Here is an 18,424-nt window from a genome sequence, read left to right on the forward strand (position 1 = left end):
CGCAAGGCGACAGTCATCTGGGTGACAGCCGGCAGCCCCTGCTTGCGGGTTCCTACCCGCATGGCGGGCCAGTTGTCTGGCATAGGCTGCGTCGGCACTCCCCCTTGAAACGGATTTTTTGCGCGCGTTCCCCTTCAAACCTTCATCCCAAGGAGACAGTCTTATGCGAGCCCTGCGTTGGAATCGTTGGAAGTATCTCGGTCTGCTGGCGGTCACGGGCCTTGCGGCCTGCGGCGGGGGGGACGGTGATGCGCCCGAGGAAACCCGGGCCCAGGACAGCCGCAGCTTTGCGCCGGCCAATCCTTCTGCCACCACGTTCGATGCGCTGGCGGCTGCCGCTGGCGACACGGTGGACAATGCCAGCACCAGCCGCTGGGCCGGTGTGCTGGAAGGCGCGGCCTACCGCATCGAGGTGCCGGCCAACTGGAATGGCCGCCTGGTGATGTATGCCCACGGCTATGCGGGCGAGGGCAGTGCGCTCAACGTCACCAACCCGTCCATACGCCGGTACCTGATCCAGAACGGCTATGCCTGGGCGGCGTCCAGCTACAGCAAGAACTACTACGACGTGCGCGCCGGCGTGGAGGACACGAATGCGCTGGCGCTGGCCTTCAACCGCCTGGCCGCATCCCACGGCCGGCCGCTGGCGCAGCCGCAGCGCCTGTACATCACCGGCCATTCCATGGGCGGCCATGTCACGGCGGCGGCCATCGAGGCCGAAGCCCAATCAACGGCCCGCAACAAGGTGCGCTACCAGGGCGCCGTGCCCATGTGCGGTGTGATGGGCGATACCCAGCTGTTCGACTACTTCGCGGCGGCCCAGGTCACTGCCCAGGCCCTGGCGGGCGAGGCCCAGCATGCCGTCACCGACTGGGCGGCCATCCAGGGCAAGGTGACATCGGCCCTGTTCACGACCTTCCCGTCTGCACCTACCGCGACGGGCCGCGCCTATCTGTCGGTGATCCAGAATCTCACGGGCGGTCCGCGCCCGCTGTTCGACCTGGGTGTGGCCGTGGGCGGCTCGTTCGCTCCGGTCTGGGGCGTGTTCGGCAGCGACGGCTCGGTCAACGGCATCCTGAACCGCAACGTGACCGATACCAACCGCTTCACCTACCGCATCGATGGGGATGCAGCGGCCTCGGCCGCGCTCAATGCCGCCGCGCAAAAGCGCACGGCCGCGCCCGATGCCAACCGGCTGCGCCGCGACGGCCTGCGCTGGATTCCCGTGAGCCCAGGCGACATCGGCATTCCCGTGGTGACGCTGCACACGCTGGGCGACCTGTATGTGCCGTTCAGCATGCAGCAGATCTACCAGCGACGCGTGGCCGACAAGGGCAAGGACCGTTGGCTGGTGCAGCGCGCCATCCGCGGCGCATCGCACTGCGACTTCACCGTGGCCGAGCAGGTGGAGGCCTTCGATGCCATGGTGCAGTGGGAGCAGGGCGGCGCCAGGCCGGGCGGTGACGATGTGCAGACGGCCGCCACGGTGGCCGCGCCGACCTATGGCTGCCGCTACACGCGCAACACCCTGGGCCCGGATGACAGCACCACCACGCGGCAGTTGCGTGCCGTGATCTCGCAGAACGCGGCAAGCTGCCCGTAGCGCGGAAGGCGGCGCAGGCTGCGCCGCTCAGCGCGGGCTTGCAGGCGCGGTGGGCGCCTGTGCGAGCAGGCGCAGCCCGAACAGCTCGTCCAGCGCCTGCCGGTATTGCTCCATGGCGCGCGACTGGGTGTTGTGGTGGTTGCCGCCTTCGATGAGCACGAAGCGCTTGGGCTCGCTGGCCGCGTCGAACAGCTGGCGGCCCAGCGTGGCGGGGATCAGCGGATCGGCGCTGCCGTGCACGACCAGCAGCGGCGAGCCTATGCCGGCCACCTTGTCGATGGAGGCAAAGCGCTGCGTGATCAGCGGCCCCACGGGCAGCCAGCCCCAGCGGAAGCTGCGGACCACGTCGGGAATGCTGGTGAAGGTGGCCTCGACCATGACGCCGGCCTCATCCTGGACGCTGCGCGCCAGGTCGATGGCGATGGCGCCGCCCAGCGAATGGCCGAAGATGAAGCGCGGCCGGTCCGGAGCGTGCCGGCCCAGCCAGTCCCAGCCGGCGCGGGCATCCTCGGCGGCCGATTCCTCGGACGGCAGGCCGGCGCTGCTCTTGCCAAAGCCCCGGTAGTCGATAGCCAGCACCGAAAAGCCCAGCTCGTGCAGCCGCCGGATGCGCGGCGAGGAGCCGGCAACGTTCCAGCGCGCGCCATGCAGGTACAGCAGCACGGGGGCGTTGCCGGCCGTGGCCGGCTGGGGCAGCCACAGCGCATGCAGGCGGGCGCCGTCCTGCGTTGGCATGTCGATCCAGACATCTTCCATGCCGGCCGTGTTGGCGCCGGGCCAGCTGCGGTCGCTGGGCTGGAAGATCCATTCGCGCTGCTTGGTGTCTAGCACGGAGCAGCCGCTGGCCGCCAGCAGCGCGGCCACGCCCAGCGCTGCCGTGAGCCGGTGCAGGCGCCGTCGGGGCCACAGGTGGGAAAGCAGTGAGGGCATGACGCAACAATGGATGCACGGGCCGGCCAAAAGTTCAGCGCCGCCGCCGTGCCGGCCGGCGCTGTCATGGATTGGCGCTATTCTTGCCGCTGGTCCGCAGGCTGTCCTGGCTGCACGGGCCTCTCCCCACTGTTGATGAGTGAACCTGTATGCCGATACGCCTGGGCCTGGCCGCCAACCGAATCCACCACCAAACCGAGGATGCCGCACTGTTCGGCTGGCTGCGCGCCTGCGAGTCCGGCATCCGCGAGCTGCAGCTGGGCCTGCATGCCGTGGGCCGCACCTTCGATGCCATCCAGGCGGCCGGCATGCTGGCGTCCTACCGGGGCCTGCGCCGCTATCCCTATGGCCGCGAAGGCGGGCTGATGAAACTGGTGGCCGAGGTGGTGGGCGTGGAAGGTGACGAGCGCACCATCGACGGGGCCATCTATTTCACCGACCCGGTGGATCCGTCCTCCATCTTCCCCGAGGCCGTGGCGCTCAAGCGCCAGTGCGTGATCCATGGCAAGCCCTTCCTGTCCACCGTGGCCTCGGCGCGGGACTGGATCGAGATGGAGCGCATCCAGGCAGGTCTGCCCAAGGATGCCGGTGCGCAGCGCTTTCACGACTACGCACAGCAGACGCTGGCGCTGATCGCCCACGATGCGCTCAAGCCCACCATGCTGGATTTCGCGGCACGCAACTTCGAGCTGCTGTCGCGCTTTGGCCGGCGCGTGGGCACGGGCACCACGGGCCAGCGCCTCAACGAAATGGCCTGGAGCCGTGGCTGGCCCGAGGACCGGCCCTGGGTGGACCGCTACAACAGCGGCCCGCTGGGCGGCGATGCGCAGATCGCCGACCTGGTGCTGGACCGCCGCTGCCAGCGCGTGATCTTCTTCGAGGACCCGCATGTGGCGCGCCAGCACGAGGCCGACATCCAGCTGCTGGAGCGCGCCGTGGCCACGGTGACGCACGACACGGTCTGCACCACTTCTCCGGCCGTGGCGCAGCGCTGGTGCGATGCGGCCTTGATGCGCCGCTGAATGCCCCACTAAAACCTTCGTCGCGCAGACGACAGCCTTGCGGCCTGCGGGTGGGTGAACACCCGTGACCGGCCGAGGGCTTTCTGCAAGACTGGCCGTTTCCAAAAACCAAGGAGACAACGATGGTCAGTCCGCTCTTTCGGCGTTCCCGGCATGCCATGGCCCTGCTGGTGCTACTGCCCGGCTGGGTGGCGGCCCAGGCACAGGCCCCCGCAGCGCCCGCGCTGCCGCCGCCCGACAGCGTGCGCCTGGAGCAACTGGGGCTGATGCAGGGCTTTCCGCCGGCCGCCGACAAGCGCGTGGACGTGTCCAACGGCTACCGCTATCCACAGCTGCGCTGGGTGGTGCAGCACCTGCGCGAAATCCAGCCCACGCAGAACATCCGGCGCGGCGCGGCGGCGCCCTCGGCACTGCCCGAAGCGCCCATGGCCCTGGGCGGCCTGCGCTTTGACGACGACAAGGGCCAGCCCGTCACCGTGGACCAGTGGCTGGACCGCACCTATACCGACGCCATCGTGGTGCTGCACAAGGGACGGGTGGTCTTCGAGCGCTACCAGAACCAGATGCAGGCCAGCTCGCCCCACCTGCTGTTCTCGGTCACCAAATCGTTCACCGGCCTGATGGCCGCGCAACTGGCCCACGATGGGCGCATCGATCCCCAGGCCCTGGTCACTAAATACGTGCCCGAGCTGGAAGGCTCTGCCTGGGGCGACATGACGGTGCGCCAGGTCATGGACATGACCGGGGCCGTGCGCTTTCGCGAGGACTACACCGACCCCAGGACCGAGATCTTCGGCTACTCCTGGGCCTCGGGCATGCTGCCGCGTCCGCCCGGCTACGCGGGGCCGACCAATGTGTACGACTTCCTCAAGACGCTGCCCAAGGAAGGCACGCATGGCGAGGGCTTTGTCTACCGCACCGTGCATTCCGAGGTGCTGGGCTGGATCGTCTCGCGCGTCACGGGCCGGCGCTGGAGCGATCTCATGAGCGAGAACATCTGGCAGAAGCTGGGCATGCAGGAAGACGCCTATGTGATGGTGGACAGCACCGGCACGCCGCTGCAGGGCGCGGGCCTGAACGCCACGGCGCGTGACCTGGCGCGCGTGGGCGAGATGCTGCGCCTGGGCGGCAGCTTCAACGGCCACAAGATCTTCGACAAGGCGGTACTGGACGACATTGCGCGCGGCGGCGACCGCGAGCAGTTCAAGTTCCGCGGCATCCAGGCCGCGCGGCCCGGCTACAGCTACCGCAACCAATGGTGGGTACTGCACAACGCCGATGGCGCCTACGAGGCCGCCGGCATTCACGGCCAGTTCATCCACGTGAACCCGGCCGCGCAGATGGTGGTGGTCAAGCTGTCATCGCACCCGGTGGCGGGCGCGGCCTTCACGCATGCGCTGACGCTCAAGGCCTGGGCGGCGCTGGCCGATGCGGTGCGCGACAGGTAAGGCGCGCGAATCCATCTCTTTCCATGAAAAAAGCCCATGCAGCAGGCTGCATGGGCTTTCGTCAGGGGTGGGGAGCGCTGACGCTCAGATCACGCCCTGGGCCAGCATGGCATCGGCTACCTTGACGAAGCCGGCGATGTTGGCGCCGTCGATGTAGCTGACCGTGCCGTCCTCGCGCTTGCCGTACTTCAGGCAGGCGGCGTGGATGCCTTGCATGATCTGCAGCAGGCGGGCATCGACTTCCTCGGCTGGCCAGGACAGGCGGGCCGCGTTCTGGCTCATCTCCAGGCCCGAGGTGGCCACGCCACCGGCATTGCTGGCCTTGCCCGGTGCGTACAGCACGCCGGCCTTCTCGAAGGCCTTGGCGGCTTCGATGGTCGAGGGCATGTTGGCGCCTTCGGCCACGCAGACCACGCCGTTGGCGATCAGCACCTTGGCATCTTCCTCGGTCAGTTCGTTCTGCGTGGCGCAGGGCAGGGCCACGTCCACCTTCAGGTGCCACGGCGTCTTGCCGCGCAGGAACTCAGCGCCCACCAGCTTGGCGTACTCGTCCACGCGGCCGTAGCGGTGGTTCTTCACGTCCATCAGGATGGCCAGCTTCTCGGTGGTGAAGCCGTCCTGGTCATACACGGTGCCCGAGGAGTCGGAGACCGACACCACCTTGGCGCCCAGTTGCAGGGCCTTCTCCACGGCGTACTGGGCCACGTTGCCCGAGCCGGAGACGGAGACGGTCTTGCCTGCGAAGGACTGGCCGCGCGTGGCCAGCATTTCCTGGGCGAAGTAGACGGTGCCGTAGCCGGTGGCTTCGGGGCGGATCAGCGAGCCGCCGAAGGACAGGCCCTTGCCCGTGAACACGCTGGCGGCGCTGTTGGACAGCTTCTTGTACATGCCGGCCATGAAGCCCACTTCGCGGCCGCCCACGCCGATGTCGCCTGCCGGCACGTCGGTGTCCGGGCCCACGTGGCGGAACAGCTCGGTGACGAAGGCCTGGCAAAAGCGCATGACTTCAGCGGGGCTCTTGCCCTTGGGATCGAAGTCCGAGCCGCCCTTGCCGCCGCCCATGGGCAGCGTGGTCAGCGCGTTCTTGAAGGTCTGCTCGAACGCCAGGAACTTGAGCACGGACAGCGTGACCGAGGGGTGGAAACGCAGGCCGCCCTTGTAGGGGCCGATGGCCATGCTGTGCTGGATGCGGAAGCCGCGGTTGACCTGCACCTGGCCCTTGTCGTCGGTCCAGCTCACGCGGAACATGACCACGCGCTCGGGCTCGACCAGGCGCTCCAGCAGTCCGTGCTCGGCGTACTTGGGGTTCTTCTCGATGAAGGGCCACAGGCTTTCCATCACTTCGGTGACGGCTTGCAGGAATTCGGGCTGGCCGGGATTGCGTTGCGCGACTTCATCAAGGAACTGGCCGACGGACTCGTACTTCATGGAAAAAACCTCTGACTAAAAACGGCTGCGGGAAGGGGTGAGTGCAAACCAAGATTATGCCTAAAAGTTATGCCGTCATGCATCATTTTGGTGAACGGCGCCCGAGCTTGGTGCCTTCGTGCCGTGTTTAGGTGCATCTTCAGAGGGGATTGACGGTATTTGGTGCATGGCAGAAGGCTGCGTGCAGCAGTGGGCGGGCAGGCAGGCTCCTGGATCGGCCGTATCCGGTGGCGTGCATGGTCATGGCGAATGGGAATGGCTGGCGCCATGCCCGCTGACATGAAGAGTGGCTGGGAAGGCCTTGCAGCCGGACGGGGCTTGGGCCCGCCCGGCCATCCCATCGCCGGCCTTTCAGCTGCGCTGCAGCTGGGGATGGCGCGCGAACAGGTCGGCCGCCCAGTCCACGAAGGCCCGCACCTTGGCGCTGAGGTGGCGGTTGGGCGGGTAGACCACGTGTATGGGCAGCGGCGGCTGGGTCCAATCGGGCAGGACCTCGACCAGTTCGCCGCTGTCGATCAGCGGCTGGGCAAAGGCCGTGACCAGCTGCGCGATGCCAAAGCCCGCCAGCACGGCGGCCGTGTAGGCATTGCTGTCGTTGGCCGCGATGCGGTAGTTGCCCGCCACCTCGATGGATTCATCGCCCCGCTGGAATTCCAGCGGGTACATGCGCCGCGTATGGCCCGAGAAGAAGGCGACGATCTGGTGCTTCGTATCCAGTTCGGACGGATGCTGGGGCACGCCATGGCGTGCCAGGTAGGCGGGCGAGGCCACGGTGACCCAGTTCATCGAGCCGATGCGGCGCGCCACCAGGGACTGGTCGCTGAGCTCGCCCCCGCGGATCACGCAGTCCACGTTGTCGCTGATCAGGTCCACCAGGCGGTCGCCCACGCCCAGGTCGATCTGTATGTCGGGATAGCGTTCGCAGAATTCGGTCAGCGCCGGAATGATGATCAGCCGGGCCATGGAGCTGCCCACGTCCAGCCGCAGCCGCCCGCTGGGCGCGGTCTGGGTGTTGACCATGCTGGCTTCGAGATCGTCGAAGTCGTTGAGCAGGCGTGCCGCGCGTTCGTAGTAGGCGGCGCCATCGGGCGTGACGGTGACGCGCCGCGTCGTGCGGTTGAGCAGCTTGACGCGCACGCGCGCCTCCAGCGCCTGGATCTGTTTGGTGACCGTGCCCTTGGGCAGGTCCAGCGAATCGGCGGCGCGGGTGAAGTTGCCGGCTTCCACCACGCGAACGAAGACACGCATGGCCTGGATCTGGTCCATGGAAAGTTGCTCCTGCAGCGCCCGGCAAGGGAATGCCGGCTCGGCGGAATTCTCACATGCGCGGTATCGGGCGATTGTTCGTGAAACGGAAACAGAGCGATGGCTGCGTTGCTATTTCAGACATGGCCGGCGCCGCCTATATTCCAACCATCGACCATTGCCGCAGGTTCGCGCCATGTCCACTTCCTCGTCGCCTCCGAACGGCCCCGCCGCCGGGGCGCAGATTGCCGAAACAGAATTCTCCATCGAGCTGCCCGAGCACGGCACCGTGGCTGCGCGCGCCTATGGCCAGCGCAGGCCCGGCACGGTCTCGCCTCTGGTGCTGCATTTCCATGGCGGCACCTTTGTCTGCGGCACGCTGGACAACGGCCGCTACATCGGCCGGCTGCTGGCCGAGGCGGGCGCCGTCGTGGTGTCGCTGGCCTATCCGCTGGCGCCCGAGCATCCGTTTCCCCAGCCCATCGAGGTGGGCTACGCCGTGCTGCAGTGGCTGTACAAGCACCGCGTGAAGATGGCGGGCAAGGGCGCGCCGCTGTTCCTCGCGGGTGAAGAAGCCGGCGGCAACCTGGCCGCCGCCGTGGCCGTGATCTCGCGAGACCGGGGCCACCCTCCGCTGGCAGGCCAGATCCTGGTGTCGCCCATGCTCGATCCCTGCACCGGCACCGCCTCGCAGCGCGAGGCCACGCCCGAGGCCGGCGAATGCCGCTGGGCCACGGGCTGGCGCGAGTACCTGAGCTGCCCCAAGGACGCCATGCATCCCTATGCCGTGCCCGGCAGTTCGCTGCGCCTGGCCCAGCTGCCGCCGGCCCTGGTGCTGGTGGGTGGTGATGACCCGCTGCGCGACGAGGCCCAGGCCTATGCGGCCCGCCTGCGCGCGGCCGGCGTGACGGCCAGCAGCCATGTGCTGCCCAGCGCGTCGAACTGGCCGCAGGCCCTGTCCGAGGCCGAGGCCTGTACGGCCTGCAGCGCCGCCGTGTTCCAGCATGTGCATGACTTCTTCGAGGCCACCATGAACAAGCCCGCAGCACCGGGCTAGGCCCCGCGCCGCCGCAGCCGGCGAACCTTGCTGCCCCCGTTTTTCCATTTCGATTCCGCCTTCCCGGCGCGTTCAGGCGCCGGGCGGGCATCGTGTTCCCTGAATTACGCAAAAAAACACCATGTCCACCCAATCCACCTCATCCTCCTCACCCTCTTCTTCCGCCTCGGCCCAGCGCAAGGGCTGGAAGCTGCCGGCCGCCGCTGCGGCCATCCTCGCCGTCAGCGCCGGCCTGTTCGGCCTGCACGGCTTCGATGCCAAGGCCGATGACGCGCCCGCCAGCGCCCAGCCCGCCGCCACGCCTGTGTCGGTGGCCACGGTCGCCGAAAGCGAGGTCACCGCCTGGGACGAGTTCTCGGGCCGCCTTGAAGCCGTGGAGCGCGTGGACATCCGCTCCCGCGTCGCCGGCGCCGTGCAGGCCGTGCACTTTCGCGAGGGCGCGCTGGTCAAGCAGGGCGATCTGCTGATCACCATCGACCCCGCACCGTATGCGGCCGAGGTCGAGCGTGCCGAAGCCCAGGTGGCCTCGGCCCAGGCACGCCAGTCCTATGCACGCAGCGAGCAGGAGCGCGCACGCCGCCTGTGGGACGAGCGGGCGATTGCCCAGCGCGAGCTGGACGAGCGCATCAACGCAGGCAGCGAGGCCGAGGCCAATCTGCGCGCGGCCCAGGCGTCCCTGCAATCGGCGCGGCTGAACCTGGGCTACACCCAGGTGCGCGCCCCCGTGTCGGGCCGCATCGGCAAGCGCGAGATCACCGTGGGCAACCTGGTGGCCGCAGGCCCGGGCGCGCCGGTGCTGACCACGCTGGTCTCGGTCAGCCCCATCTATGCGAGCTTCGATGCCGATGAGCAGGTCATCACGCGCGCGCTCAAGGAGCTGGGCGGCGGCGCGGGCAACCGCGCCAGGATCGACAGCATTCCCGTGCAGATGGGCACGGCCACGGCCGGCAGCACGCCCTTCGAGGGCCGGCTGCAGCTGATCGACAACCAGGTCGATGCCCGAAGCGGCACCGTGCGCGTGCGCGCCGCCTTCGACAACAAGGACGGCGCCCTCATGCCCGGCCAGTTCGCCCGCATCCGCATGGGCCAGGCGCGCGACAGCAGCATGCTGCTGGTCAGCGAGCGCGCCATCGGCACGGACCAGAGCAAGAAGTACGTGATGGTGGTGGGCGGCGACAACAAGGCCGTCTACCGCGAGGTGGTGCTGGGCGCCTCGGTCAACGGCCTGCGCAACGTGACCCAGGGCCTGCAGCCCGGCGAGCGCGTGGTGGTCAACGGCCTGCAGCACATCCGCCCCGGCGCCCTGGTCGCGCCCAAGGAGGTGTCCATGGATGCGCGGGCCGATGCCCGCCAGCCGGGCACCCGGCAGGCAGCCGAACAAGTGGCTGACGCAACCAAGTCCTGATCTAGCCGCACACCTTTCCTGCCTCTGAAATGCCGCCTGACCGCAGGCGGCATGGGCCGCGCTTTGCCGTGGCGGAGCCAAACACCATGAACCTATCCAAATTCTTCATTGACCGGCCGATCTTCGCGGGCGTGCTTTCGCTGCTGATGCTGATCGCCGGCCTGATCGCCATGGGCGGGCTGCCGATCTCGGAATACCCCGAGGTCGCGCCGCCATCCGTGGTGGTGCGCGCCCAGTACCCGGGCGCCAATCCCAAGGTGATCGCCGAGACCGTGGCCACGCCGCTGGAAGAGCAGATCAACGGCGTCGAAGGCATGCTCTACATGGGCAGCCAGGCCACCAGCGACGGCGTGATGACGCTGACCGTCACCTTCCGCCTGGGCACCGACCCCGACAAGGCGCAGCAGATGGTGCAAAACCGCGTCTCGCAGGCCGAGCCGCGCCTGCCCGAGGAGGTGCGCCGGCTGGGCATCACCACGGTCAAGAGCGCACCCGATCTGACCATGGTGGTGCACCTGGTCTCGCCCAACCAGCGCTATGACATCAACTACCTGCGCAACTACGCGGTGCTGAACGTGAAGGACCCGCTGGCACGCATCGAGGGCGTGGGCCAGATCCAGATCTTCGGCGGCGGCGACTACGCCATGCGCGTGTGGCTGGACCCGCAGAAGGTGGCGCAGCGCGGCCTGTCGGCCAGCGATGTGGTGGCCGCCATCCGCGGCCAGAACGTGCAGGCTGCGGCCGGTGTGGTCGGCGCCTCGCCGGGGTTGCCGGGCGTGGACATGCAACTTTCCATCAACGCCCAGGGCCGCCTGCAAAGCGAGGAGGACTTCGGCGACATCATCGTCAAGAGCGGCGCCGATGGCGCCGTGACCCGCCTGCGCGACATCGGCCGCCTGGAGATGGGCGCGGCCGACTATTCGCTGCGCTCGCTGCTGAACAACGACCCGGCCGTGGGCATGGGCGTGTTCCAGGCGCCGGGCTCCAATGCGCTGGAAATCTCGGCCAACGTGCGCAAGACCATGGAGGCCCTGAACAAGAACATGCCCGAGGGCCTGGAGTACCGCATTGCCTACGACCCCACGCAGTTCGTGCGCGCCTCCATCGAATCGGTGGTGCACACGCTGCTGGAGGCCATCGTGCTCGTGGTGCTGGTGGTGATCCTGTTCCTGCAGACCTGGCGCGCCTCCATCATCCCGCTGCTGGCCGTGCCGGTGTCGGTGATCGGCACCTTCGCCGTGCTGCATCTGCTGGGCTTTTCCATCAACGCGCTGAGCCTGTTCGGCCTGGTGCTGGCCATCGGCATCGTGGTGGATGACGCCATCGTCGTGGTCGAGAACGTGGAGCGCAACATCGAGGCCGGTCTCACGCCGCGCAACGCCACCTACCGCGCCATGCGCGAAGTGTCCGGGCCCATCATCGCCATCGCCCTGGTGCTGGTGGCGGTGTTCGTGCCGCTGGCCTTCATCAGCGGCCTCACGGGCCAGTTCTACAAACAGTTCGCGGTGACGATTGCCATCTCCACGGTGATCTCGGCCATCAACTCGCTGACGCTGTCGCCCGCGCTGGCGGCCCTGCTGCTGCGCGGCCACGATGCGCCCAAGGACGCGCTGACGCGCGGCATGGACCGGGCCTTCGGCTGGCTGTTCCGCGGCTTCAACCGCATGTTCCACCGGGGCTCCGAGGCCTACAGCGGCGGCGTGGGCCGCGTGATCTCGCGCAAGGCGCTGATGCTGGCCATCTACCTGGCGCTGATCGCCGTGACCTTCGGCCTGTTCAAGGCCGTGCCTTCGGGCTTCGTGCCCGCGCAGGACAAGCAGTACCTGATCGGCTTTGCCCAACTGCCCGACGGCGCCACGCTGGACCGCACGGACGAGGTGATCCGCCGCATGGGCGAGATCATGAAGGACAACCCCAACGTGGAGGACACCATCGCCTTCCCGGGCCTGTCCATCAACGGCTTCACCAACAGCTCCAACTCGGGCATCGTCTTCGCCACGCTCAAGCCCTTCGACGAGCGCAAGCGCGCCGACCAGAGCGGCGGCGCCGTGGCCGGCCAGCTCAACCAGGCCTTCGCAGGCATCCAGGACGCCTTCATCGTCATGTTCCCGCCGCCACCCGTGGCGGGCCTGGGCACGACGGGCGGCTTCAAGCTGCAGCTGGAAGACCGCGCCTCCCTGGGCTATGACCAGATGGATGCGGCCGTGAAGGCCTTCATGGCCAAGGCCTACCAGACGCCCGAGCTGACCGGCATGTTCACCAGCTGGCAGGTCAACGTGCCCCAGCTGTATGCCGACATCGACCGCACCAAGGCGCGCCAGCTCGGCGTGCCGGTGACGGACATCTTCGACACCATGCAGATCTACCTGGGCAGCCTGTATGCGAACGACTTCAACAAGTTCGGCCGCACCTACAGCGTCCGCGTGCAGGCCGACGCGCCCTACCGCGCGCGTGCCGAGGACGTGGGCATGCTCAAGGTGCGCTCCAGCTCGGGCGAGATGATTCCGCTGTCGGCGCTGATGAAGGTGGATTCCAGCTTCGGTCCCGAGCGCGCCATGCGCTACAACGGCTACCTCACGGCCGACATCAACGGCGGTGCCGCACCCGGCTTCTCTTCGGGCCAGGCACAGGACGCCATCAAGCGCATCGCGGCCGAGACCCTGCCCAAGGGCATCGATTTCGAATGGACCGACCTGACCTACCAGGAGATCCTGGCCGGCAATTCGGCGGTGCTGGTGTTCCCGCTGGCCATCCTGCTGGTGTTCCTGGTGCTGGCCGCGCAGTACGAGAGCCTGACCCTGCCGATTGCCATCATCCTGATCGTGCCCATGGGCCTGCTGGCGGCCATGACCGGCGTCTGGCTGTCGGGCGGCGACAGCAACGTCTTCACGCAGATCGGGCTCATCGTGCTGGTGGGGCTGAGTGCGAAGAACGCCATCCTGATCGTGGAGTTCGCACGGGAGCTGGAGTTCGAGGGCCGCACGCCCATACAGGCCGCCATCGAGGCCAGCCGGCTGCGCCTGCGCCCCATCCTGATGACCTCGCTGGCCTTCGTCATGGGCGTGCTGCCCCTGGTGCTGTCCACGGGCGCCGGCTCGGAAATGCGCCGCGCCATGGGCGTGGCCGTGTTCTCGGGAATGATCGGGGTGACGGCCTTCGGCCTGTTCCTGACGCCCGTGTTCTACGTGCTGATGCGCCGCTTGGCAGGCAACCGGCCGCTCAAGCAGCATGGGCCCGAGATGGAGGAAGAGGCCCCTGCACAGGCACCCGCCCACGGCCATGCCTCGGGTGGCGGCGCGCTGCCCATGCCCTCTGCCGCGCGTGGCGAGCATGAATGAGCCCACACCACAAGAACAGGAACCGATCATGAAGATCCCATCGCTTTCGAAACTGTCCAGGCGTCTGCTGCCCCTGGTGGCGGCGCTGGCCCTGGCCGGCTGCGCCAGCGTGTCCCAGAGCCTGCCCGAGCTGCCGGCCGCCCCCGCCTTCAAGGAGCAGGGCGCCGCGCCGCAGGCGGGCTGGACCCAGGCCCTGCCCGCCGAAGCCCAGGCACGCGGCCAATGGTGGCTGGCCTTTGCCGACCCGGCGCTGGACGCGCTGGTGGACAAGGCCACGCTGGACAACCAGAGCATCCAGGCCGCGGCCGCACGCCTGGCCGAGGCCCGCGCCCTGGCGCGCAGCGCCAATGCCGAGCGCATGCCGCAACTGGGCCTGGGCGCAGGGGCCACGCGCGGCGCGGGGCTGGACAAGGCCTCGGGCACACGGCCTGCCACCCTGGTCAATGCGGGGCTGAACCTGTCGTACGAGGTCGATCTGTTCGGCCGCATTTCCCAGGCGGCCGACGCATCGCGGCTGGATGCAGAGGGCCGCGAGGCCCTGCTGCAAAGCACGCGGCTGGCCGTGCAGGCCGAGGTCGCGCAGACCTATCTGCAACTGCGCGCACTGGACGCCGAGCGCGCCCTGATGCGCGAGACCGTGGAGGCCTACCGCGACACGCTGCGCCTGTCGGAGCGAAGGCTGCAGGTCGGCGACATTGCCGAGCTGGACGTGGCGCGCATCCAGGCCGAGCTGTCGGCCACCGAATCGGACGCGCTGGCGCTGGACCGCCAGCGCGCCCAGGTCGAGCATGCGCTGGCCGTGCTGGTGGGCGACTCGGCCTCGCGCTTCGGCCTGGGCGAAGGCGCCTGGACCACGGCTCTGCCTTCTATTCCAGCTGGCGTGCCGGCCACGGTGCTGATGCGCCGGCCCGACATCTCGGCCGCGCAGCGCGCCGTGTTCGCCGCGCAGTCGCGCGTGGGCGTGGCGAAGACGGCATGGTTCCCCAGCATCTCGCTGACCGGCGCGGCCGGCCATGCCTCACCCGAGGTCGGTGACCTGTTCAAGTGGTCCATGCGCTCCTGGGGCGTGGGCGCCTTGCTGTCGCTGCCGCTGTTCGACGGCGGCCGGCGCGAGGCCGGCGTGCAGGCCGCAGGCGCGCAGCTCGATGCCGCGCTGGCCGCCTACCGCCAGCAGGCGCTGGTGGCCTTCCAGGAGGTGGAGGACCAGCTGTCGTCCATCCGCATCCTGCAGGAGCAGTCCACCGTGCAGGGCCAGGCCGTGGTGGCCGCCCAGCGCGCCACCAGCCTGTCGGACACGCGCTACCGCAATGGCTACGTCAGCCAGCTGGACCTGCTGGATGCGCGCCGCAGCGAACTGCGCAACCGCCGCCAGGCGCTGCAGGTGAAGTCCGCGCAGTACCAGGCCGCCGTGGGCCTGATTCGCGCGCTGGGCGGGGGCTGGGATGTGCCGGCTGACGTGCCGGCCGGTGAATCGGCGAACGTGCCGGTGGCCCAGGCCACGTTGCGCTGAGGCACCCTCAGGCCAGCACGTCAATGGAGCGGAACACGCGCTGCAGCACCGGGTCCGGGCTGTGGCGGCAGGCGTGGACCTGCTCCATGAGGTGGTGCACGAAGCGCTCGGCCACCCAGGGCAGGGGGCCGTGGCCGCGCTGGACCACGCCCACCGTGTGGGGCTCGAACTGCTCGCGCAGGGACAGCGGCACCAGGGTGCCCTGGGGCACGCCCGATTCGATCAGCGGCCAGGGGCAGAACGAGAGCATGTCGCTGTGCGCGATCAGGTGCAGCAGCAGCGATGCCGAATGCACCAGGTGGATGTGGCCCACTGGCACGGGCAGGCCGTGGCGCAGGAACAGGCGCCGCACCAGGTCGTCTTCTTCAGGCGGCGTGTAGTTGAGCAGCCAGTCGCAGTCCATCAGCTCGGCCAGCGAGCGGGCGCCTGCCAGCGGATGGCCCGTGCGGGCCACGACGGTGGCGTCATAGCGGAACAGCGGCGTGCCGTGCAGGTCGCCGCCCGAGGGGCCCGAGGGCACGCGGCCGATCAGCAGGTCCAGCGTGCCTTCGCGCAGGCGCGGATGGGCCACGGCCGACAGGCCCTCGAACAGCTCCAGCCGCACCTGGGGCAGTTCGGCGCGGAAGGCGCGCAGCACATGGGGCAGCAGGCTCTGGCCCACCCAGGGCGTCACGCCCACGCACAGGCGCGCCACGGCGCAGGTGTCGCGCAGGCGGGCCATTTCATCCTCGGCCTGGGCCATCTGCCCGGTGATCAGCTGGGCATGGCGCAGCAGCGTGCGCCCGGCCGGCGTGAGGACGATGCCGCTGCTTTGGCGCTCGAACAGCGCAAGGCGGTGGCCTTCCTCCAGCTCGCGCAGGGCCTGGGTGATGGCCGACTGGGTGATGCCCAGCGCGCGTGACGCGGCGCGCACGCTGCCGCAGCCGGCCACGGCGACGAGGTAGCGCATCTGGTGCAGCTTCATGGCGGGACCGGCATCGGGGTGGGGCTGGGAATGCATGGGCCGATCTTGCAGGTTTCGTGCCATGGCCGCCATCCCTGCCATTGCTGTGATCGGCGCATGCCGGGGGATGACAGGCAATGCCTGGCAGGGCAGGCGCTGGCGGTCTTCCGCCCGCTGCCCACGCTTCCTAGACTGCGGGCATGAACATTGACCCGCCCGTTTCCACCACGGCCGAAGCCGCCGATCCGGTGCTGCCCGGCATACGCGCCACGCAGGCCGAGATGGTGGCCCTGCGCCATCACCTGCATGCCCATCCCGAACTGGCCTTCGAGGAGTTCGCCACCAGCGACTTGGTGGCCGAGCGCCTGGCCTCCTGGGGCTATGAAGTGCATCGAGGGCTGGGAGGCACGGGCGTGGTCGGCACGCTGCGCTGCGGTACGGGCACGCGCCGGCTGGGCCTGCGCGCCGACATGGATGCGCTGCCCATCCACGAGCAGACCGGCCTGCCCTACGCCAGCCGCCATGCGGGTCGCATGCATGCCTGCGGGCACGACGGCCATACCGCCATCCTGCTGGCCGCCGCGCGCGAGCTGGCCCAGGCACGCGGCTTCGACGGCACGCTGCACCTGATCTTCCAGCCGGCCGAGGAGGGCCTGGGCGGCGGCCGCAAGATGGTGGAGGACGGCCTGTTCGAGCGCTTCCCCTGCGATGCCATCTTTGCGCTGCACAACATGCCGGGCTTTGCCGAGGGGCAGTTCGGCTTTCGCGAGGGCTCGTTCATGGCCTCGTCGGACACGGTGATCATCACCGTGCGCGGCAAGGGCGGCCATGGCTCGGCGCCCCACCTGTCGGCCGACCCGGTGGTGGCGGCGGCCCACCTGGTGCTGGCGCTGCAGACCGTGGTCTCGCGCAATGTCGATCCGCGCGACATGGCCGTGGTCAGCGTGGGCGCCATCCATGGCGGCGATGCTCCCAACGTGATCCCTGGCGAGGTGGAGCTGCGCCTGTCCGTGCGCGCCTACCGGCCCGAGGTGCGTGCCCTGCTGCGTGAACGCATCACCGCGCTGGCCCATGCCCAGGCCGCCACGCTGGGGGCCGAGGCCGTGGTGGACTACCGCTGGCGCTATCCGGCCCTGGTCAACGATGCGGCCAGCACGGCCTTCGCCCGCGAGGTGGCGCGCGACTGGCTGGGCGAGCAGGCGCTGATCCCCGACCTGCAGCCGCTGACGGGCAGCGAGGACTTCTCCTTCATGCTCGAACAATGCCCGGGCAGCTACCTGATCGTGGGCAACGGCGTGGGCGACACCCATGGCACGGGCGGCTGCATGGTCCACAACCCCGGCTACGACTTCAACGACCGCATCCTGCCGCTGGCTGCCACCTACTGGGTGAAGCTGGCCCGGCGCTTTCTGTCCGCCGCCTGAGGCGCCGCGCCCGCACCGGATTCCTTTCACGACTTCACCTGCGATTGCCACCATGCGCACTGCATTTCCTCTCTCCTCCGAGGCCCGCCAGGTCCTGAGCCGCCGCAGCCTCCTGGGCGCAGCCGCGCTGGGGCTGGTCCTGCCGGCCGCTGCTCAGGGCAGCTTCCCCTCCAAGCCCTTGAAGCTGGTCGTCGGATACCCGGGCGGTGGATCGGTGGACCTGGCGGCGCGCGTGGTGGGGGATGGGCTGGCTGCGCGGCTGCGCGGCACGGTGGTGGTGGACAACGTGGGCGGGGCGGCCGGCGCCATTGCGGCCCAGCGCGTGGCCTCGGCACCGGCCGATGGCTACACGCTGCTGGTGGGGGCCAGCAACGAACTGGTGGCCACGCGCATCGTCAACCCCGCTCAGCGCTATGACGGGCGCCGCGATTTCACGCCGCTGGGCCTGGTGGCCACCAGCCCGCTGATCCTGGCCGCACGCCCCGGCCTGGGCGTGAAGAGCATGGCCGACTTGCTGGAGCTGGCGAAGCGCCAGCCCGGCAAGCTCAGCTACGGCAGCTCGGGCGTGGGATCGACCCTGCATTTCGCGGGCGAGCTGCTCAACCAGCGCGCGGGCATCTCCATCGCCCATGTGCCCTACCGGGGCGTGGCGCCGCTGACCAGCGACCTGGCGGGCGGCAGCCTGGACCTGGCCGTGCTCTCGCCCACGGCGGCGCAACCGTTCCTGCAGAGCGGGCGCATCGTGCCGCTGGCGGTCACCAGCGCGCAGCGCCTGTCCGCCTTGCCCCAGGTTCCGGCCATGGCCGAGCTGGCGCCGCTGCGCGGCTATGAATTGGTGGGCTGGTTTGCGCTGATGGCGCCGCGCGCCCTGCCTGCGGACACGGCCCAGCGCATCACCGCTGCGCTGCAGGAGGCGCTGGCCGAGCCCGCCGTGCGCAAGCGCCTGGAAGATGCCGGCATGGTGCCGGCCACGGGCCGCGAGGACCTGGCGCGCCTGATCGCCGAGGAAGACCGCAAGTACGAGCAGCTCGCGGCCTTCGCAAAAATGCGCGACTGAGTGTCGCCGGGGCG

General features: G+C 69.1%; 13 protein-coding genes. 9 read left to right on the top strand and 4 right to left on the bottom strand.

Annotated features, from left to right (window positions below):
* Positions 1-163: 163 nt before the first annotated feature.
* Positions 164-1,603: an alpha/beta hydrolase family protein gene (locus DTS01S_RS05680; protein ID WP_017406695.1), complete on the top strand. Its 1,440-nt coding sequence runs from the start codon at positions 164-166 to the stop codon at positions 1,601-1,603.
* A gap of 27 nt (positions 1,604-1,630) precedes the next feature.
* Here the strand turns inward: DTS01S_RS05680 and DTS01S_RS05685 are convergent, their stop codons facing one another.
* Positions 1,631-2,533 carry an alpha/beta hydrolase gene (locus DTS01S_RS05685; protein ID WP_017406694.1) on the bottom strand — a complete coding sequence of 301 codons (903 nt, stop codon included), beginning with the start codon at positions 2,531-2,533 and terminating at the stop codon, positions 1,631-1,633.
* A gap of 149 nt (positions 2,534-2,682) precedes the next feature.
* Here DTS01S_RS05685 and DTS01S_RS05690 point away from each other — a divergent pair, with 149 nt between their 5' ends.
* Together DTS01S_RS05690 and DTS01S_RS05695 are read left to right on the top strand one after the other, a co-directional pair.
* A complete protein-coding gene (locus DTS01S_RS05690) occupies positions 2,683-3,555 on the top strand; it encodes a methylglyoxal synthase (protein WP_017406693.1) in 873 nt (290 codons plus the stop codon).
* 122 nt (positions 3,556-3,677) lie between these two features.
* Positions 3,678-5,003, top strand: coding sequence for a serine hydrolase domain-containing protein (locus tag DTS01S_RS05695; protein ID WP_026062724.1), 1,326 nt, complete (start codon positions 3,678-3,680; stop codon positions 5,001-5,003).
* Positions 5,004-5,087: 84 nt separating this feature from the next.
* Here DTS01S_RS05695 and gdhA read toward each other — a convergent pair whose 3' ends face one another.
* Together gdhA and DTS01S_RS05705 are read right to left on the bottom strand one after the other, a co-directional pair.
* Positions 5,088-6,431: an NADP-specific glutamate dehydrogenase gene (gene gdhA, locus DTS01S_RS05700; protein ID WP_017406691.1), complete on the bottom strand. Its 1,344-nt coding sequence runs from the start codon at positions 6,429-6,431 to the stop codon at positions 5,088-5,090.
* Positions 6,432-6,782: 351 nt separating this feature from the next.
* Positions 6,783-7,697, bottom strand: coding sequence for a LysR family transcriptional regulator (locus tag DTS01S_RS05705; protein WP_016447676.1), 915 nt, complete (start codon positions 7,695-7,697; stop codon positions 6,783-6,785).
* Between the two features lie 175 nt (positions 7,698-7,872).
* Between DTS01S_RS05705 and DTS01S_RS05710 the strand changes: the two genes are divergently transcribed.
* The 4 genes from DTS01S_RS05710 to DTS01S_RS05725 all read left to right on the top strand — a co-directional run bounded on the left by DTS01S_RS05710 (position 7,873) and on the right by DTS01S_RS05725 (position 14,986).
* Positions 7,873-8,733, top strand: coding sequence for an alpha/beta hydrolase (locus DTS01S_RS05710; protein ID WP_016447675.1), 861 nt, complete (start codon positions 7,873-7,875; stop codon positions 8,731-8,733).
* A gap of 121 nt (positions 8,734-8,854) precedes the next feature.
* Entirely contained in the window at positions 8,855-10,138 is a 1,284-nt protein-coding gene (locus tag DTS01S_RS05715; RefSeq protein WP_016447674.1) for an efflux RND transporter periplasmic adaptor subunit, read from the top strand.
* 86 nt (positions 10,139-10,224) lie between these two features.
* On the top strand, positions 10,225-13,476 hold the full coding sequence (locus DTS01S_RS05720; protein ID WP_016447673.1) for an efflux RND transporter permease subunit: 3,252 nt from the start codon (positions 10,225-10,227) through the stop codon (positions 13,474-13,476).
* 28 nt (positions 13,477-13,504) lie between these two features.
* Entirely contained in the window at positions 13,505-14,986 is a 1,482-nt protein-coding gene (locus DTS01S_RS05725) for an efflux transporter outer membrane subunit (RefSeq protein ID WP_061287425.1), read from the top strand.
* Between the two features lie 7 nt (positions 14,987-14,993).
* On the opposite strand, the gene DTS01S_RS05730 is transcribed toward DTS01S_RS05725, so the two are convergent.
* The gene (locus DTS01S_RS05730) at positions 14,994-16,013 is read right to left on the bottom strand and encodes a LysR family transcriptional regulator (RefSeq protein ID WP_016447671.1); all 1,020 of its coding nucleotides are present in this window, start codon (positions 16,011-16,013) and stop codon (positions 14,994-14,996) included.
* A gap of 116 nt (positions 16,014-16,129) precedes the next feature.
* Between DTS01S_RS05730 and DTS01S_RS05735 the strand changes: the two genes are divergently transcribed.
* Together DTS01S_RS05735 and DTS01S_RS05740 are read left to right on the top strand one after the other, a co-directional pair.
* A complete protein-coding gene (locus tag DTS01S_RS05735; RefSeq protein WP_061287426.1) occupies positions 16,130-17,353 on the top strand; it encodes a M20 aminoacylase family protein in 1,224 nt (407 codons plus the stop codon).
* Positions 17,354-17,405: 52 nt separating this feature from the next.
* Positions 17,406-18,410, top strand: a complete 1,005-nt coding sequence (locus DTS01S_RS05740) for a Bug family tripartite tricarboxylate transporter substrate binding protein (protein ID WP_061287427.1) — start codon at positions 17,406-17,408, stop codon at positions 18,408-18,410.
* Positions 18,411-18,424 lie beyond the last annotated feature (14 nt).

The organism is Delftia tsuruhatensis NBRC 16741, assembly GCF_001571325.1.
In the GTDB taxonomy this organism is placed as follows: domain Bacteria; phylum Pseudomonadota; class Gammaproteobacteria; order Burkholderiales; family Burkholderiaceae_C; genus Comamonas; species Comamonas tsuruhatensis.

Coding starts and splice junctions, on each gene's coding strand:
- DTS01S_RS05680 (WP_017406695.1), top strand. CDS start 164: ATGCGAGCCCTGCGTTGGAATCGTTGGAAGTATCTCGGTCTGCTGGCG.
- DTS01S_RS05685 (WP_017406694.1), bottom strand. CDS start 2,533: ATGCCCTCACTGCTTTCCCACCTGTGGCCCCGACGGCGCCTGCACCGG.
- DTS01S_RS05690 (WP_017406693.1), top strand. CDS start 2,683: ATGCCGATACGCCTGGGCCTGGCCGCCAACCGAATCCACCACCAAACC.
- DTS01S_RS05695 (WP_026062724.1), top strand. CDS start 3,678: ATGGTCAGTCCGCTCTTTCGGCGTTCCCGGCATGCCATGGCCCTGCTG.
- gdhA (WP_017406691.1), bottom strand. CDS start 6,431: ATGAAGTACGAGTCCGTCGGCCAGTTCCTTGATGAAGTCGCGCAACGC.
- DTS01S_RS05705 (WP_016447676.1), bottom strand. CDS start 7,697: ATGGACCAGATCCAGGCCATGCGTGTCTTCGTTCGCGTGGTGGAAGCC.
- DTS01S_RS05710 (WP_016447675.1), top strand. CDS start 7,873: ATGTCCACTTCCTCGTCGCCTCCGAACGGCCCCGCCGCCGGGGCGCAG.
- DTS01S_RS05715 (WP_016447674.1), top strand. CDS start 8,855: ATGTCCACCCAATCCACCTCATCCTCCTCACCCTCTTCTTCCGCCTCG.
- DTS01S_RS05720 (WP_016447673.1), top strand. CDS start 10,225: ATGAACCTATCCAAATTCTTCATTGACCGGCCGATCTTCGCGGGCGTG.
- DTS01S_RS05725 (WP_061287425.1), top strand. CDS start 13,505: ATGAAGATCCCATCGCTTTCGAAACTGTCCAGGCGTCTGCTGCCCCTG.
- DTS01S_RS05730 (WP_016447671.1), bottom strand. CDS start 16,013: ATGGCACGAAACCTGCAAGATCGGCCCATGCATTCCCAGCCCCACCCC.
- DTS01S_RS05735 (WP_061287426.1), top strand. CDS start 16,130: ATGAACATTGACCCGCCCGTTTCCACCACGGCCGAAGCCGCCGATCCG.
- DTS01S_RS05740 (WP_061287427.1), top strand. CDS start 17,406: ATGCGCACTGCATTTCCTCTCTCCTCCGAGGCCCGCCAGGTCCTGAGC.